Genomic DNA, 14789 nt, shown 5'->3' with positions numbered 1-14789 from the left:
CCATGAGCACCTCCATCCGCTACCTGCGCCTGTACCTGCACCGCCCCCCGCTGGCGGATGGCAGCGCGGGCGAGCCAGGTACGACAGCAAGTCGTCGTGAGGCCATCGGATACCTCTCGCAATACGGCGACATCCTGCGCGTATCGTTTGACGAGAGCTACATCCGCAACCCGCAGCGCCCCACCCTGTCGCTCAGCTACCAGGGTGCGGACGAGGCCGCCACGCAGCAGATCCTGGCATCAGCACGCGATGCACGGCTGGTGCGCACCGATGGGCGCTGGCCCGTGTACTTCCAGAACCTGCTGCCCGAAGGCCACAACCGCGAGCGGCTGGCGCGCGAGCGCGGCTGCAGCCCCGACGACGAGTTCGAGCTGCTGGCCGCTGCAGGCCATGACCTGATGGGCGCGCTGGAGGTAGAGCCCGTGCCCGCGCAAGACGGCATCCCGGACGTGGTGCGCTACTGGCACACCACACAGGGGCTCGATGTGCTGGAGCCAGGGTTTGTGGAGTTCCCGGTGGAAGACGCAGCCTCGCTCCCCGGCGTGGTGACCAAGTTCAGCGCGGTGCAGGACGGCCGACGCTACACCGTGCACCGCCAGGGCGCGGCGGGTAGCGTGATTTTGAAGCTGCCTACCAYCGCGCACCCGGACCTGGTGGCCAACGAGTACACCGGCTACCAGCTGTGCAAGGCACTGGGGCTGAACGTGGCCGATGTGCGCGTCATCACCCGCGCCGAGGCCGACCTGCCTGACACCGTGCCCTTCAACGACATCCTGGCCGTGCAGCGCTTTGACCACCTGCCCGGCGGCGCCCGTGTGCACATGGAGGAGTTCAACCAGGTGCTGGGCTACACGCCCCGCCAAAAATACGGCAAGTCGCACGGCAAGGGGGTATTGCACGACTGGGCCACCATGCTGCGTGTGCTCAACCGCCTGAGCCGGCAGCCGGTGCAGGACACGCGAGAATTTCTCGCGCGCATGGTGGCCTTCATCCTGATGGGCAACACCGACGCCCACCTGAAGAACTGGGCCCTGATCTACCCCGACGGCCGCGTGCCCCAACTGGCCCCGCTGTATGACCCGGTGTGCGTGGCCGCGTTTTTTGATGGCGTGCCAGACCAGCAGTACGCCGTGAACCGAGCCATCGACAAAACCCTGCGGGCGCTAACCTGGGATGACATGGAAGGCCTGATGAAATCCGCCGGGCTGCTGCGCGTGCCCCGGCACCTGGCGCTGTTGCGGGATGTGGTGAAACAGGCGCAGGCCGACTGGCCCGCATTGCTGCGTGATGCACCACCGGCCGTGCAGGCCACCGTACAGCAACGGCTGACGGGGGCGACGGTGCTGGGGCAGATCACCAGCCGCAGCGCCATGAATTGACGTCAAAACGCTCTGCTTTTAATAGCATTTAGCGCATATTTCACTAGCACTACAGGCCGTTCAGATTCAAATTTTCGTCTCCAGCACCTCATAGGATGCACGCTCAGCCCGTGGTGCGGCGGGCGCGCTGGCAGTCTTCATACCGGCGCCCCAAACCACGCCCCCACCCCCGCCGTGATGGCCATGGCCAGGGCCCCCCAGAAGGTCACGCGCCAGGCCCCCACGGCCATGCTTGCGCCACCTGTGCGCGCTGCCACAGCCCCCAGCAGGGCCAAAAAGACCAGCGCCGAGCCCGCCACCGCATACAGCAGGCTGCTGGCGGGCGCCACCACGGCAACAGCCAGCGGCAGTGCTGCCCCTATCGCAAAGCTGGCGGCTGATGTAAGGGCCGCTTGCACCGGACGGGCGGCCAGCGCCGGGGACACATTCAACTCGTCCCGCGCGTGTGCGCCCAGCGCGTCGTGCGCCATCAGCTGCGCTGACACCTGCTGGGCCAGCTCAGGGGTCAGGCCCCGGCCGACGTAGATGGCGGTCAGTTCGCGCGCCTCGGCCGCGGGGTCTGTGGCCAGCTCCGCGCGCTCGCGGTCAAGGTCTGCCTTCTCGGTGTCGGCCTGCGAATGCACCGACACATATTCGCCCGCCGCCATCGACATGGCGCCCGCCACCAGCCCAGCGACCGCCGTCACCACGATGGTGGACTGGCTCGATTGCGCAGCCGCCACGCCCACCACCAGGCTGGCGGTGGAGACGATGCCGTCATTGGCTCCCAACACAGCGGCGCGTAGCCAGCCAATGCGGTCAGAGCGGTGGCGTTCAAGGTGCAGGCGGCGTGCGGCTGAGGTCATGGGCGGGTTGTGGTGTGAGGTAAGAGTTCCTGCAGGGTAGGTGCCAATGGGGCACCCCGTCAAATCAACCGCTCGCTCAGTTGCATGAAGTACGGCCCAACAGTCATGCGCAGCTCAGGGACCGGGGGTACCCGTCACACGCCACACGGTGTTGCCCACATCGTCGGCCACCAGCAGCGCACCGCGCGGGTCCACGGCCACGCCCACCGGGCGGCCCCAGGCCTTGCCGTCCGGGCTGACGAAGCCCGTGAGCACATCAACCGGCAGCCCCACAGGCTGGCCGTTGGCAAATGGCACAAATACCACCTTGTAGCCGCTGCGGGGCTTGCGGTTCCACGAGCCATGTTCACCCACATAAGCGCCGCTCGCCAGCGCTGGCACCAGCGCCGGGCTGTTGGCAAAAGCCATGCCCAGCGGGGCGACATGCGAGCCCAATGCATAGTCGGGCGCGACGGCCTGGGCCACCAGGTCGGGCCGGGGTGGCTGCGCGCGCTCGTCCACGTTCTGGCCGAAGTAGCTGTAGGGCCAGCCGTARAASGCGCYGTCYTTSACCGAGSTSAGGTAGTCGGGCACCAGGTCGYTGCCSAKCTCGTCGCGYTCGTTSACCACSGTCCACAGCGCGCCGGTGTCGGGTTGCCAGCCCAGGCCGTTGGGGTTGCGCAGGCCCGATGCAAACACGCGATGCGTGCCGGTCAGGCGGTCCACCTCCCAAACGGCGGCGCGCCCGGCCTCGGCGGCCATGCCGTTTTCGGCCACGTTGCTGTTGGATCCCACAGTCACATAGAGCTTGCTGCCGTCAGGGCTCGCGATCAGATTTTTGGTCCAGTGGTGGTTGATGGGGCCTGAGGGCAGGTCGATGAGCCTGGTGCCTGGGCCCACCAAACTCGTCTGTCCCGGGGTGTAGTCAAAGCGCAGCACCGCATCGGTGTTGGCCACATACAGGGCATTGCCCACCAGCGCCATGCCAAACGGCGAATTCAGATCGGCGGCAAAGGTGGTGCGGGTTTCGGCAATGCCGTCGCCGTCGGCATCGCGCAGCAAGGTGATGCGGTTGGCCGATGGCACACCGGCTCCGGCGCTTTTCATCACCCGCTTCATGACCCAGCCCTTGATGCCCTTGGCATCGTCAGGCTTGGGGGGCGCGTTGCTCTCAGCCACCAGCACATCCCCGTTGGGCAGTACCAGCAGCCAGCGCGGGTGGTCCAGCCCCGTGGCCAGTGCCGTCACTCGCAGGCCGTTCATCGGCACGGGCTGTGTGCCGGCTGGCCAGGCCTGGGCGGGTGCAATGTGCACGGTGGGCAGCAGCGCCGACGTGGGCGGGGGCAGCGTGGGCGACCGCCCCATGCCCGCTTCGGGCGGCAGGGAGACGGGGTCAGTGCAGGCACTCAAGGCGCAAAGAGTGCCGATCACGGCCACCACCCTATGCCTGCTGCGACTCCAGCCACTGTGCGCCTCGCAATGGGCGCGCCTGCCTTGCGCGCCATCAGAACCGGGGGTAGCACAACGTGGGAACAGAGACATGGCACACCTTGCAACGCAGCGCACAGGCTGCATCACGGGGCAGTGTGTGTCGCTGGCAGGAACCGGCCTGTCAGCCGGTGGCGCGAACGCCTGTCAGGCGCTGCGCTCAGGCCGCGCGCAGGGCGGGTATGTACCACTGCGCGGGGCCGTAGGGTTGCGCACCATGGGCTGATTCGCTTCGCGCTTTTCACAGGAGATTGCACATGGCAAAAATTCTGGTAGCCCCGCACGCCGCCGCTGCCGACGCCAAGGTGTTTGAGGTGCCCTATGAAAGCCAGGCAGACCTCTGCTGGTACGAAATGCCGCACGCGCAACAGGCCGAGGGCGACGCGGTATGGTGTTTTGTGGACCACGCTCCCCAGGCCACGTTCAGCATCTTCCGGGTCAAGTACGAAAGCCAGGCGGACCTCAAGACCTTCAAGGTCAAGTACCGGGAGYAGGCGGGCTGGCGCAACGCGGGCCACGCGCTGCGCGGCAAGCTGGACTGAGAAGGTCCGAACCAACCCGCGACACGCGGCGCAGCAGCACCCAGCTGCTGCCCATCGTCACCCCCCCACGCACTTTTGCAGCTGCTCGCCCAGCCCCGTGGCGCCCAGGCGCATCACATCACCGGGCTTGAGGAACCACGGCGCGGGCTTTTGCCCCAGGCCCACGCCTGCAGGCGTTCCGGTCAGGATGAGGTCACCCGGCTCCAGGGTCATGAACTGGCTGATGTACGACACCACGGTGGGCACGCCAAAAATGAAATTGCGCGTGCTGCCGTTTTGCACACGTTGGCCATTCACCTCCAGCCACAGGTCGATGGCGTGGGGGTCGGCCACCTCATCGGCCGTCACCAGCCAGGGGCCGATGGGCGCGAAGGTGTCGTAGCTCTTGCCCTTGTCCCACTGCCCGCCACGCTCCAACTGCCAGGCGCGCTCGGACACATCGTTGGCCAGCACATAACCGGCGACATGGGCCAGCGCGTCGGCCTCGGACACATGGCGGGCGCGGGTGCCGATGACGATGCCCAGCTCCACCTCCCAGTCGGTCTTGGTGGCGCCGGGCGGTATCCGCACATCATCGCTGGGGCCACTCAGCGCGGTCACGGCCTTCATGAACAGCACCGGCTCGGCGGGTGGCTGCATGCCCGCCTCCTTGGCGTGGTCGGCATAGTTGAGGCCCACGCACACGATCTTGCCCACACCGCCCACCGGACTGCCCAGGCGGGGCGAGCCATAGACGGCAGGCAGGCGGCGCGCGTCAATGGCTGCCAGCGCCGACAGGGCGCGCGGGCTGAGCTGCGCGGGGCCGATATCAGACAACAGCATGGACAGGTCGCGCAGCGTGCCTTGGGCGTCCACCAGACCGGGGCGTTCTGCACCAGGCTGGCCGTATCGAATGAGTTTCATGGGGTGTCCTTGTCTCTATGGATGAATCCAGGGCCCGGGGGGCGTACCACCCGGCAGCATAGCGGCACACCGCCTTGCGCGCGTGCACCAATGGCCGCCCCGGGCTTGCCCGATGACGACGCCCCGACGCCAGCGCACCGCCCCATGCGCGCGTAACATCACGGGGGCCGCCGCATCACCGGAAAGCTATCACAATGATAGCTATCAAGGCATGATTTACCGGCGCATCAGCCACTTTTCACTGAATCTAGCACCCATGGCACCCGCCACCGCCTCACCCCCCCCCACCGAAACGCCTGCGCGCCCGCAGCCCCGCAACCCGACCGATCTGTTCTGGTCCTTCACCTGGCTGGCGCTGCAGGGTTTTGGTGGTGTTCTGGCGGTCGTGCAGCGCGAACTGGTGGAGAAAAAACGCTGGATGACGAACGAAGAGTTTGTCGAAGACTGGGCCGTGGCGCAGATCATGCCGGGCCCCAACGTGGTCAACCTCAGCATCATGATCGGGGACCGCTACTTTGGCCTGCGCGGCGCGTTTGCAGCGCTGGCGGGCATGCTGACGTTTCCGCTGATGCTGGTGCTGGGGCTGGCGGTGGTGTATGCGCAGTTCTCTGCCCAACCGGCCGTGGCAGGCGCGTTGCGTGGCATGGGGGCCGTGGCGGCAGGCCTGATTGCCGGGGTGGGTATCAAGCTGTTTGTCTCCATCCGCAACCATCCGCTCGGCCGCCCCCTGTGCCTGGCCATCACGGCGCTGACCATCGTGGCCATGGCCTGGCTGCGCTGGCCGCTGTTCTGGATCCTGCCGGTGATCGGCGGGGCCGCCTGCCTGCTGACCTGGAGAAAGCTCGCACCATGAGCAGCACCGCCCCCCTCACCGCACCGCTGATGGCCCTGAGCATCGGCGACTGGCTCAACCTGTTCCTGTATTACCTGTCGCTGTCGCTGCTGGCTGTGGGTGGCGCCATTGCCACCGCGCCCGACATGCACCGCTTTCTGGTCGAGCGCCAGGCGTGGCTGACCGACCCGCAGTTCAACGCCTCCATCGCCATCGCCCAGGCCGCACCGGGCCCCAACGTGCTGTTCATCGCCCTGCTGGGCTGGAACGTGGGCATCAATGCAGGCGGCCCCGGCGTGGCTGGCTGGCTGCTGGGCGCGCTGGGCATGGCGGTGTGCATGCTGGGCGTGATGCTGCCCAGCAGCCTGCTGACCTGGACGGCCACGCGCTGGGGCCACCGCAACCGTGAGCGGCGCGGCGTGCGCGCTTTCAAGCAAGGCATGGCCCCGGTGGTGATCGGCCTGCTGGTGGCTACGTCCTGGGTGCTGGCGCGCGCCCATGGCGAATGGACCACCGACTGGCCCCTGTGGCTGCTGACCGCCACAGCCACGGTGCTGGTCTGGCGCACCAAGCTGCACCTGCTGTGGATGCTGGGCGCCGGTGCGCTGCTGGGTGCACTGGGGCTGGTCTGAGGCTTTGGGTGGCCGGGGTGCGCTGCGCAACCCCGGCAACTGGCACGATTTCTATCTCTTTTTTGAAAGGCACATCCATGCAACTCCGTTCCCTCGGCCGCTCGGGCCTGCAGGTCTCGCCCTTGTGTTTTGGCGGCAATGTGTTTGGCTGGACGGCCGATGAAGCCACCTCCTTCGCACTGCTCGACGCCTGGGTGGACGCAGGCTTCAACTTCATCGACACCGCCGATRTGTACTCGCGCTGGGCGCCAGGGCACACCGGGGGTGAATCCGAATCGGTGATCGGCCGCTGGCTCAAGCGCAGCGGCAAGCGCCATCGCATCGTGCTGGCCACCAAGGTGGGCAAGGACATGGGGGATGGCAAGGTGGGCCTGCGCCCCGCCTACATCCGCCAGGCGGTGGAGGTATCGCTGCAGCGCCTGCAGACCGACYWCATCGACCTGTACCAGTCGCACGACGACGACACCACCGTGCCGCTGGCCGACACGCTGGGCGCGTATGCCGACCTCATCCGCGCCGGCAAGGTGCGTGCCATTGGCGCCTCCAACTACAGCGCCGCCCGCCTGCAGGAGGCCCTGCAGACCAGCGAACGCCTGGGCTTGCCCCGCTACGARAGCCTGCAGCCGCTGTTCAACCTSTACGACCGCGCSGTGTTYGARGACGMRYTGSAGCCGCTGTGYSTGMAGCRSSARGTSGGCGTGATCAACTTYTATGCGCTGGCSGCCGGSTTCCTSACCGGCAARTACCGCACSGMRGCCGACGCCGCCAAGAGCGCRCGCGGCGCCAMCACCACGGCCAAGTACCTCAACGACCGGGGGCTGCGCATTCTGGCGGCGCTGGACGCCGTCGCGCACCGCTACAACGCCACGCCCGGCCAAGTGGCCGTGGCCTGGCAGATGGTGCAACCGGGCATCACCGCCCCCATTGCCAGCGCCACGTCGATGGCCCAGCTGCACGAGCTGGTCAAGGCTGCCCAATTGCAACTGGACCGTGATGCGCTGGCCCAGCTGGACGCTGCCAGCACCCAAGGCTGAACCCAACAAAAAAGAACCCGCGCGTGCGCAGGCCCTAGGCGTATGGCTTGACGGGTTGCGGGCTGAATGGAATGACGCCCCCTCGGCCCATCAGCTGATCCGGCGACCGTTCTCCGCGTAGATCGCCAGGTAGATGGCGTCCGAGCCGATGTAGGGCGCCTTGTTGCCAAAGCCCACGTTGAAGTCGCCAAACGACAGAGACCGGATGGCCATCAGCCCGGCGCGCAGGCGTTCGCGCGTGGGCTCCTTGCCTGCGTTCTTCAGGCCTTCGATCATGATCTGGGCGTTGAGCCAACCTTCCAGCGCGCTGCCGCTGTTCAAGAACGCAGGATCACCCCCCGTGGCTTTCATGGTGCTCTGGAACTTGCGCACCACCACCGACTTTTGGGAGTTCGCATCCGGGAACACCTGCACCAGCGCCAGGCCGCGCGTGGACGCGGCCAACTTGGGCAGCTCCGACGAGATCACCGTGACAGACAGGCCGGCCAGCGGCACGCCCTGCGCCTTGGCACGGAAAGCCTGCACAAACGCGGTGTTGGCCGTGCCCGTGGTGGCCAGCAGCACGGCACCGGGGCGCTCTGCCGCCACCTTGTCGGCCAGCTCGGCGCCATTTTTGCCGTCCACGGCCAGCGCAAACTCGCCACCGCGCTCGACCTTGATCTCGTCCAGCGCCGCAGACATGTCCTTGAGCACCTCTTTGCCAAACGGGTTGTCCAGGTACACCACGGCAATGCGCTTGAGGCCCATGTCCACGATCTGCTTGACCAGGCGCTGTGTCTCCTCGCGGTAGCTGGGGCGCAAGAAGAACACGTGCTTGTTGGCTGCTGCACGCAGCGACGTGGCACCGGTCACCGGGCCCACCGTAGGGATGCCCTTGGACTCGATCAGCGGCAGGATAGACGCCGTATTGGCCGTGCCCAGCGGAGAGATGAGCGCGAACACCGACTGCGCATCGACCATGTCGGTCACGTTCTTGAGCGTGCGCGCAGCCACATAGCCGTCGTCCTTGACCTCCATGCGGATCTCGCGGCCCAACACGCCGCCAGCGGCATTCACCTCGGCAAACGCGGCCTTCATGCCCGCCACCTGCTCGATGCCTGCCTGGCCGAGCGGGCCCGTCAGGGCAATGGAACAGCCCAGGGTGATGGAGCGCGCAGTCAACGCCTCCTCGGCCGCCATCACGGTGTGGGCCCATGCGGGCAGGCCAGTGGCGGCAACGGCCTGGGTGGCACGCAAAAGAAAGTGGCGACGGCTCATGGTGTGCAGGGCAGATAAAACAAAGGTGGGGCAGGCTACCGGCCAGAGCGCCTCCCCGCCTGTCAGCTGTGCGACAAAGGGTGGCAGGAGTACGTCAAATCAGGGTTTCTACCGGGATTCGACAGCGTGTGAGCCCCTGCAGCACCGCGCAACCCGGGACTGAGCGCCTGCGCCACGCACACCCGCTCAATCGCCCAGCAACTGCGGCAGCAACGTCGCCGCCGTGCCGCGCAGCACCGCGTGCGCTGCATCGTCCAACGCACTGGGCGCGGGGTTGAGCACCACCACCCTGGCACCGGCGGCCCGAGCCTGGTGGGCCAGACTGGCTGCGGGATACACCGCACCGGCCGTGCCCACCACCAGCATCAGGTCGCACTGGTTGGCCGCCTGTTCGGCGGCCTCCAACGTCGCCAGCGGCAAAGACTCTCCAAACCACACCACGCCCGGACGCAGCAGGTTGCCGCAGCGGTCGCAGTACGGCGGGTGGCCGGCCACTGCGTGGTCGATGAAGCAGCAGTTGCGCGGGGTGTCGAGCCAGCGGTCCTGAAAAATGTCGCCGTGCAGGCACAGCACGCCGGTGCTGCCCGCGCGCTGGTGCAGCCCGTCCACGTTCTGGGTGATGAGGGTGATGCAGTCGGGGTGGCGGCGCTGAAAGTCGGCCAGCGCCAGATGCCCTGCGTTGGGCGACACGCCAGCCAGCAGGTCCCGCCGGTACTGGTACCAGTCCCACACCCGCTGCGGGTGGGCGCGAAAGCCTGCCTCGGTCGCCATGTCTTCGGGGCGGAACTGCGCCCAGTAGCCCGTCTGCACATCGCGGAAGGTGGGCACGCCAGATTCGGCGCTGACCCCTGCGCCCGTCAGCACGGCGATGCGCTGGCTTTGCCGGACCCAGGCTTTCACGGTGTCCAGCATGGTGCCTTCCCCAGTGGAGCCAGCGGGCCGAGGATCAAGTCCTCTGGCGCAGCGCCTCATACAGGCACACGCCGCTGGCCACGGACACGTTCAGGCTCTCGACCGCGCCCTTCATGGGGATGCTGACCAGCTCATCGCAGGTCTTGCGCGTGAGCTGGCGCATGCCGTCGCCCTCGGCGCCCAGCACCAGGGCCACGGGGCCTTTCAGGTCCACCTGATAAATGGTCTTGGGCGCATCGTCGCTGGTGCCGATGCACCAGATGTTGCGCTCCTTGAGTTCGTTCAGGGTGCGCGAGAGGTTGGTGACCATGAAATACGGCATGGTCTCGGCCGCACCGCTGGCCACCTTGGCCACGGTGGCGTTGATGCCCACGGCGTGATCCTTGGGGGCGATGACGGCATGGGCACCCGCGCCGTCGGCCACGCGCAGGCAGGCGCCCAGGTTGTGCGGGTCGGTCACGCCGTCCAGCACCAGCAGCAGGGGCTGCTCGATGCCTGCGGCTTCGAGGTTTTCCAGCAGCTCATCGAGCGAGGTGACCTGCGCCACGGGCTCCACGCGCGCGGCCACCCCCTGGTGGCCATGGCTGCCCGCCAGCTTGGCAATGCGCACACTGTCGGCTTCGATAAGGCGGGCACCGGCCTCGCGGGCACGGTCGAGAAACTGGCGCATGCGCGCATCGCGGCGCGTGGCTTCGTAGTAAATCTCGATGATGGATTGCGGCGCGGTCTTCAGACGCACGCCCACGGCGTGAAAGCCGAAGAGAACTTTGGGGCTGGACATGGGGGGATTATCCGCTGGGCGCAGCCCACTCCCTCAGACCACTATCAAATTCATAGCTGCTCGCGCATGTTTCGCTAGCGCCTGCAGCCCAAAACACTCAAAAACCCGCCTACCACTCACACCACGCGCCCTGCATCGATCGTGATGCGCCGCTCGCACTGCGCGGCGATCGCGCGGTCGTGGGTCACCAGCACCAGCGTTGTGCCCAACTCGCGGTTGAGCTCGAACATGAGCTTCATGATGGTTTCGCCGGTCGCAAAGTCCAGGCTGCCTGTGGGCTCGTCGGCCAGCAGCACGGCAGGCTGCACCACAAACGCCCGAGCCAGGGCCACGCGCTGCTGCTCGCCGCCCGACAGCACCTTGGGGTAGTGCGACAGGCGCTGCCCCAGCCCCACGCGCGCCAGCATCTCGGTGGCGGCCTTGCGYGCRTCSCKGCGGTCGGCCAGYTCGAGCGGCAGCATSACGTTCTCCAGCGCTGTGAGGTTGCCCATGAGCTGGAAGCTCTGGAACACAAAACCCACCTTCTGGGCCCGCAATGCAGCCCGCGCATCTTCATCGATGGCAAACAGGTCGTGGCCGTCCAGCCGCACCGTTCCGCGCGTGGGGGTATCGAGCCCCGCGATGATGGACAGCAGCGTGCTCTTGCCCGACCCCGAGGCGCCGACGATGGCCGCCGTTTCCCTGGCAGCCAGGCGGAAATCGATATCCCGCAGAATGTCGAGGGTTCCGGTGGAATCCGTCACCGACTTGAACACATGCTCCACGGCAATGATGGGGGTGGCGGGCGGTGTCTTGGGCAGCGGGGAGGGTTCGGACATGAAAGGCTCTTTACTTTGATTCGCAATCTGCAGCAACGGCGCCACTTTATCCTGAGCGCATCTATCGGCCTGGTGGTGGGGCTTTGTGCGCCCACAGCCTTTGCGCAGGCCGCCGCCAAGGCAGGGACTGCCGGACGCCCTTCCGTGATTCTGGTGCTGGGGGATTCGCTCAGCGCCGAATACGGCCTGGCGCGGGGCACGGGCTGGGTGGCATTGCTGGAGAAACAACTGGCGCAAGACAAGCTCGCAGCCACCGTAGTCAATGCCAGCGTGAGCGGCGAGACCACCTCGGGCGGCCGCTCGCGCCTGGCTGCACTGCTCGCGCAGCACAAGCCCAGCCATGTGGTGATTGAACTGGGAGGCAACGATGCCCTGCGTGGCCTGCCGCTCAAGAACACCGAAGAGAACCTGGCCTGGATGACCCAAGCGGCGCAAAAGGCCGGGGCCAAGGTCTTGCTGGTGGGTATGCAGGTGCCGCCCAACTATGGCACCGACTACGCGAACAAGTTTGCGGGCCTGTTCACCACCGTGGCGCAGACCCACAAGGCGGCTGTGGTGCCATTTTTCTTGAAGGGTGTGGCTGACGGACCGGACCCGACCCGCCTGTTCCAGCCCGACCGCATTCACCCTCGCGCCGAAGCGCATCCGCAAATGCTGGCCAACGTGTGGCCAGAGCTCAAAAAGCTGCTGCGTTAGGGATTCGCTGCACGCATCGAGCAATCAGTGTGTGCTGCGGATCGGGAGGGGCTGCCAGGCGCAAAACGCAGCAATAGCCGCAGCTGTTGCAAGTATTTGCAACGCTGCAGACCGCCAGAGACCGCAGATGCACAGGGCGCGGCGATTGGTGCAGCGGACCCCTGTGACGCAGCCAGGTCACTCAGCCTGCAGGCTGCTCGGGATGGCCTGCAGCGCCTGCTGGCTGGTCGTCAGCGGGCTGGTCATCCCCTTGCGGATCGTTCGGCCTGCGCTGTGTTTTGGCCCTCAGCTTCTCTTCCTTTTTTTGTTTTTTGGCGAGTTCGCGCTGGCGTTTTTCGTATCCGTAGTTGGGTGTTGCCAAGGTAGTTGCTTCCTGAAGTTGAGACTCACTGTAACAGGACGGGGTTTTCAGGCCCCCACCGGGTTGCGCTGCAGCGGAATGACGGCAGCTCGGTACGCATGCCAGCTGGCAAAGCCCAGCACAGGCCCCGCCAGCACCAGGCCCCCCCCCCAGAACCACAGCGAGACGGCCACGATGAGGGTGATCAATGCCCCCCACAGCAGCATCACGCCGGGGTTTTCAATCACCACACGCATGCTGGTGATGCCCGCAGTCAGCGCGTCGGTGTCGCGGTCCAGAATCATGGGGATGGACACCACGGAGGTGGAAAACACCAGCGCCGCAAACACACCGCCCACCACCGTGTACACCGCCACAAAGCTCCAGTTCTGCGGGTTGAACACCGCCTGCAGCACGCCGGTGGTCGAAGGCATGCCGGTGTTGAAGAACACGGCAAACACCACCAGCGAGGCCCTGCCCCAAAGCAGCTCCAGCACCACCAGTACCAGCACCAGCATGCCCATGCTGCCCATGTGGCTGTCCCAGCAGGTAAGGGATTCGCTCAGCTGCGGCTTCAGGCCCGCCTCGCGCCGACGGCTGGTGTCGTAAAGCCCCATGGCCAGAAATGGCCCCACCAGCAGACAGCCACTGGCGAGCGACATGGTGTATTCAGGCCGCGTGCGGAACACCCAGCCCAGCACCCCCGCCATGACCCAGAAGCACACGCCATAGAACAAGGCAATGCCCGGCGCGGCGCGCACATCGTCCAGGCCGCGCCGCAGCCACCGGAAGGGGTCGGCCACGCGCAACGGCTGCAGCTGCACGGGCTGGGCGGTCTGGGCCTTCACGCGGTCGGCAATGGCCTCCGCCTGCCGGGCCTCGGAGGTGTCAGGGGTGCCAAGGGTGTCCGGCGCAGGCTTGGAGGATGTCGCGTTCATGCCGCCACACTAAGCCCGCCCGTTCGGCTGCGCCACTGAGGAAAGCCCGTATCCCATACGAAATCCAGCGGCAGTGGGCCGCGCCGGACCCTTGCCGAGGCCGTCTCAGCCCTGGGTGAAGGCGCGTTCCATCGCCTGTTGCAGGTCGCGCCGCAGGTCCTCCACAGCCTCCAGGCCGATCGAAAACCGCACCAGCGTGCCCGGCTTCAAATGGGCGGGCGGCCGACTGCGCATGCTGGCAATGTTGTAAGGGACGACCAGGCTCATGGGGCCGCCCCAGCTGTAGCCCAGCTTGAACAAGCGCAAGCCGTCGCAGAAGGCATCCACCTGCTGTTGGGTGTACCGGGCGTCGATCATCACGCTGAACAGACCAGCTGCCAGCCCCTGCCCGCCGTGAGCAGCGCCACACAGGTCCTTCCAGTGAGCATGGCCGGGCGCGCCTTCCAGCGCGGGGTGCAGCACTTGCGCAATGGCGGGTTGCTGCTGAAACCACCGCGCCAGGTGGCGGGCAGCGTCATCGTGGGCGCGATAGCGCAGTCCGATGCTGGGCAGCGCACGCAGCACGGCCTCGGCGTCGTTGGCCCCCACGCCCAGTCCCAGCCGCATGTGCGTCAGCTTGATCTTCATGTGCAGGCCCGGGTCGCGAGTGATCACGCTGCCCATGAGCACATCACCTCCACCGCTCGGATACTTGGTGAGCGCATGGGCCGAAATGTCCACCCCCAGGCTGCCGTCGCCCGTCAGGTCAAAGGGCGCAAACGCSAGGCCCGCGCCCCAGGTGTTGTCCAGCGCGGTTGTCACGCCCCTATCGCGGCAAATGCGCACCTGCTCGCACAGGTCCGGAAACTCCATGCTGACAGAGCCCGGCGCCTCCAGCCAGACCAGACGGGTGGCTGGCGTGATGCGGGCTGCCAGGTCGGCCGGATCCAACGGGTCGTAAAACACATGGGTGATCCCGAACCGGGCGAGTTCGCCATTGGCCAGATCCTTGCCGGGCCCGTAGGCGTTGTCGGGAATCAGCACCTCATCGCCGGGCTTGAGGAGCGCCAACCCCACGTTGGCAATGGCCGCCAAGCCACTGGGCACCAGCACACACTGCAGACCGCCCTCCAGCGCACACAGGCGCTCTTCGAGGATGAAGGTCGTGGGCGTGCCGTGCAGCCCGTAGGTGTAGCCGCTTTTGTCTTTCCACTCGCGCGAGCGCATGGCCGCAACGCTGGGAAAGATGACGGTGGAGGCCTTAAAAACCCCCGGTTGGGGAGCTACAAAACCGGCCGGAGGCTGGTAGTCGTGGTGGACGATATGGGTGGCAAGATCAATGTCGTGGTCTTTCATGCCAGCCATGGTAGCGCGCCGCCCGGAGTGACCCGGGCGGCGCTCAGATCGCTTGGCGATCACACCGCAGGGCTTGGG

The 14789-nt window shown here is 66.6% G+C and carries 17 protein-coding genes; 7 read left to right on the top strand and 10 right to left on the bottom strand.

Translation table 11 applies throughout. The annotated features are described in order from the left end of the window. Nucleotides 1-2 precede the first annotated feature (2 nt). Entirely contained in the window at nucleotides 3-1379 is a 1377-nt protein-coding gene (locus AC04MI_RS11025; RefSeq protein ID WP_476497794.1) for a type II toxin-antitoxin system HipA family toxin, read from the top strand. A 137-nt stretch (nucleotides 1380-1516) separates the two neighbouring features. Here the strand turns inward: AC04MI_RS11025 and AC04MI_RS11020 are convergent, their stop codons facing one another. Both AC04MI_RS11020 and AC04MI_RS11015 read right to left on the bottom strand, forming a co-directional pair. Next, nucleotides 1517-2224: a VIT1/CCC1 transporter family protein gene (locus AC04MI_RS11020; RefSeq protein ID WP_056063112.1), complete on the bottom strand. Its 708-nt coding sequence runs from the start codon at nucleotides 2222-2224 to the stop codon at nucleotides 1517-1519. 114 nt (nucleotides 2225-2338) lie between these two features. Continuing rightward, on the bottom strand, nucleotides 2339-3613 hold the full coding sequence (locus AC04MI_RS11015; protein ID WP_476497793.1) for a PQQ-dependent sugar dehydrogenase: 1275 nt from the start codon (nucleotides 3611-3613) through the stop codon (nucleotides 2339-2341). A 130-nt stretch (nucleotides 3614-3743) separates the two neighbouring features. Here AC04MI_RS11015 and AC04MI_RS11010 point away from each other — a divergent pair, with 130 nt between their 5' ends. Further along, entirely contained in the window at nucleotides 3744-3917 is a 174-nt protein-coding gene (locus AC04MI_RS11010) for a hypothetical protein (protein ID WP_436075105.1), read from the top strand. Between the two features lie 31 nt (nucleotides 3918-3948). After that, a complete protein-coding gene (locus tag AC04MI_RS11005; RefSeq protein WP_476497792.1) occupies nucleotides 3949-4233 on the top strand; it encodes a 7(1) septoil knot domain-containing protein in 285 nt (94 codons plus the stop codon). Nucleotides 4234-4290: 57 nt separating this feature from the next. Here AC04MI_RS11005 and AC04MI_RS11000 read toward each other — a convergent pair whose 3' ends face one another. Further along, nucleotides 4291-5136 (bottom strand): fumarylacetoacetate hydrolase family protein, encoded by an 846-nt coding sequence (locus AC04MI_RS11000; RefSeq protein WP_436077217.1) that lies wholly within the window; start codon nucleotides 5134-5136, stop codon nucleotides 4291-4293. A 256-nt stretch (nucleotides 5137-5392) separates the two neighbouring features. Here AC04MI_RS11000 and AC04MI_RS10995 point away from each other — a divergent pair, with 256 nt between their 5' ends. From AC04MI_RS10995 to AC04MI_RS10985, 3 genes are all read left to right on the top strand, one after another. Next, entirely contained in the window at nucleotides 5393-5989 is a 597-nt protein-coding gene (locus AC04MI_RS10995; RefSeq protein ID WP_436077216.1) for a chromate transporter, read from the top strand. Next, complete coding sequence (locus tag AC04MI_RS10990; protein ID WP_056063123.1) at nucleotides 5986-6600, top strand: chromate transporter; 615 nt, start codon at nucleotides 5986-5988, stop codon at nucleotides 6598-6600. Before AC04MI_RS10995 ends, AC04MI_RS10990 begins: the two co-directional genes overlap by 4 nt. Before the next feature lie 77 nt (nucleotides 6601-6677). Further along, nucleotides 6678-7634: an aldo/keto reductase gene (locus AC04MI_RS10985; RefSeq protein ID WP_476497791.1), complete on the top strand. Its 957-nt coding sequence runs from the start codon at nucleotides 6678-6680 to the stop codon at nucleotides 7632-7634. Nucleotides 7635-7724: 90 nt separating this feature from the next. Here AC04MI_RS10985 and AC04MI_RS10980 read toward each other — a convergent pair whose 3' ends face one another. The 4 genes from AC04MI_RS10980 to AC04MI_RS10965 all read right to left on the bottom strand — a co-directional run bounded on the left by AC04MI_RS10980 (nucleotide 7725) and on the right by AC04MI_RS10965 (nucleotide 11402). Next, nucleotides 7725-8891, bottom strand: coding sequence for an ABC transporter substrate-binding protein (locus tag AC04MI_RS10980; protein WP_436077214.1), 1167 nt, complete (start codon nucleotides 8889-8891; stop codon nucleotides 7725-7727). Between the two features lie 186 nt (nucleotides 8892-9077). Then, a complete protein-coding gene (locus AC04MI_RS10975; RefSeq protein ID WP_436077213.1) occupies nucleotides 9078-9803 on the bottom strand; it encodes an SIR2 family NAD-dependent protein deacylase in 726 nt (241 codons plus the stop codon). A 34-nt stretch (nucleotides 9804-9837) separates the two neighbouring features. Further along, entirely contained in the window at nucleotides 9838-10584 is a 747-nt protein-coding gene (gene rlmB, locus AC04MI_RS10970; RefSeq protein ID WP_056063133.1) for a 23S rRNA (guanosine(2251)-2'-O)-methyltransferase RlmB, read from the bottom strand. A 116-nt stretch (nucleotides 10585-10700) separates the two neighbouring features. Continuing rightward, nucleotides 10701-11402, bottom strand: a complete 702-nt coding sequence (locus tag AC04MI_RS10965; RefSeq protein WP_476497790.1) for an ABC transporter ATP-binding protein — start codon at nucleotides 11400-11402, stop codon at nucleotides 10701-10703. A 15-nt stretch (nucleotides 11403-11417) separates the two neighbouring features. Between AC04MI_RS10965 and AC04MI_RS10960 the strand changes: the two genes are divergently transcribed. Further along, on the top strand, nucleotides 11418-12098 hold the full coding sequence (locus AC04MI_RS10960) for an arylesterase (RefSeq protein WP_015013948.1): 681 nt from the start codon (nucleotides 11418-11420) through the stop codon (nucleotides 12096-12098). A 181-nt stretch (nucleotides 12099-12279) separates the two neighbouring features. On the opposite strand, the gene AC04MI_RS10955 is transcribed toward AC04MI_RS10960, so the two are convergent. From AC04MI_RS10955 to AC04MI_RS10945, 3 genes are all read right to left on the bottom strand, one after another. After that, nucleotides 12280-12459, bottom strand: coding sequence for a hypothetical protein (locus tag AC04MI_RS10955; RefSeq protein ID WP_082564946.1), 180 nt, complete (start codon nucleotides 12457-12459; stop codon nucleotides 12280-12282). A gap of 47 nt (nucleotides 12460-12506) precedes the next feature. Then, nucleotides 12507-13376: a DUF2189 domain-containing protein gene (locus AC04MI_RS10950; RefSeq protein WP_476497789.1), complete on the bottom strand. Its 870-nt coding sequence runs from the start codon at nucleotides 13374-13376 to the stop codon at nucleotides 12507-12509. A gap of 105 nt (nucleotides 13377-13481) precedes the next feature. Next, nucleotides 13482-14720, bottom strand: coding sequence for a PLP-dependent transferase (locus tag AC04MI_RS10945; RefSeq protein ID WP_436077211.1), 1239 nt, complete (start codon nucleotides 14718-14720; stop codon nucleotides 13482-13484). Nucleotides 14721-14789 lie beyond the last annotated feature (69 nt).

It is taken from the genome of Acidovorax sp. LjRoot204, assembly GCF_056175785.1.
The sequence above is the reverse complement of the archived record's forward strand: the minus strand, read 5'-3'. Positions and strand labels throughout refer to the sequence as shown.

What these genes read in the sequence shown, in the direction of transcription:
- AC04MI_RS11020 (WP_056063112.1), bottom strand. Translation starts at nt 2,224, where the DNA reads ATGACCTCAGCCGCACGCCGCCTGCACCTTGAACGCCACCGCTCTGAC.
- AC04MI_RS11010 (WP_436075105.1), top strand. Translation starts at nt 3,744, where the DNA reads ATGGCACACCTTGCAACGCAGCGCACAGGCTGCATCACGGGGCAGTGT.
- AC04MI_RS11000 (WP_436077217.1), bottom strand. Translation starts at nt 5,136, where the DNA reads ATGAAACTCATTCGATACGGCCAGCCTGGTGCAGAACGCCCCGGTCTG.
- AC04MI_RS10995 (WP_436077216.1), top strand. Translation starts at nt 5,393, where the DNA reads ATGGCACCCGCCACCGCCTCACCCCCCCCCACCGAAACGCCTGCGCGC.
- AC04MI_RS10990 (WP_056063123.1), top strand. Translation starts at nt 5,986, where the DNA reads ATGAGCAGCACCGCCCCCCTCACCGCACCGCTGATGGCCCTGAGCATC.
- AC04MI_RS10980 (WP_436077214.1), bottom strand. Translation starts at nt 8,891, where the DNA reads ATGAGCCGTCGCCACTTTCTTTTGCGTGCCACCCAGGCCGTTGCCGCC.
- AC04MI_RS10975 (WP_436077213.1), bottom strand. Translation starts at nt 9,803, where the DNA reads ATGCTGGACACCGTGAAAGCCTGGGTCCGGCAAAGCCAGCGCATCGCC.
- rlmB (WP_056063133.1), bottom strand. Translation starts at nt 10,584, where the DNA reads ATGTCCAGCCCCAAAGTTCTCTTCGGCTTTCACGCCGTGGGCGTGCGT.
- AC04MI_RS10950 (WP_476497789.1), bottom strand. Translation starts at nt 13,376, where the DNA reads ATGAACGCGACATCCTCCAAGCCTGCGCCGGACACCCTTGGCACCCCT.